This window comes from Synechococcus sp. R8-2, from assembly GCF_047461715.1.
Taxonomy (GTDB): domain Bacteria; phylum Cyanobacteriota; class Cyanobacteriia; order Thermostichales; family Thermostichaceae; genus Thermostichus.
In genome coordinates this window covers 1-746 of sequence record NZ_JANSHQ010000248.1, presented here as the reverse complement: position 1 = coordinate 746, position 746 = coordinate 1, and the positions used below count along the sequence as shown (strand labels likewise).

Sequence of the window (746 nt, the reverse complement as noted above, 5' to 3'; positions counted from 1 at the left end):
TCTGAGGTGTATTTGGTGGAGGGCGACTCTGCAGGCGGCAGCGCCAAACAAGGTCGGGATCGGCAGTTTCAGGCGGTGTTGCCCTTGCGCGGCAAGATCCTCAACATTGAAAAGGCGGATCCCGCCAAGATCTACAAAAACGCCGAAATTCAGGCCATGATCACAGCGCTGGGTTTGGGGGTGAAAGGGGATGAATTTGATCCCAGCCAACTGCGCTACCACCGCATCATCCTCATGACCGATGCTGACGTGGACGGCAGCCACATTCGCACCCTGTTGCTGACCTTTTTCTACCGCTATCAAAAGGCGCTTCTGGAACAGGGCTATGTCTATATCGCCTGTCCGCCGCTCTACAAAATCGAGTGGGGTCGCAACAATGTTCGCTACTGCTACAGCGACGCCGAGAAAGACCAGATCCTGCGGGGGCTGCCTGCCAACACCAAGTACACCATCCAACGGTTCAAGGGTCTGGGGGAAATGATGCCCGATCAACTTTGGGAGACCACCATGAACCCGGCAACGCGCACCCTCAAACAAATCACCATCGAAGATGCGGTGGAGGCGGATCGCATTTTCACCATCTTGATGGGAGATGCTGTTGGTCCCCGACGGGAGTTTATTGAGGCCCACAGTGCCCATTTGGATCTGGCGGCTCTCGATATTTAGCGACTCTCGATATTGGGTGGAGAGAACTCTGTCCCGCCTCTTCGGGGCCCACGGCAGGGGGAAAGTGCTCCGCACCGCTG

1 protein-coding gene is annotated in these 746 nt (G+C 56.6%); it reads left to right on the top strand.

The features are described 5' to 3' along the window. The coding region (locus NW819_RS06580) for a toprim domain-containing protein (protein WP_414413263.1) at positions 1–666 on the top strand (666 nt) is incomplete at its 5' end. Positions 667–746 lie beyond the last annotated feature (80 nt).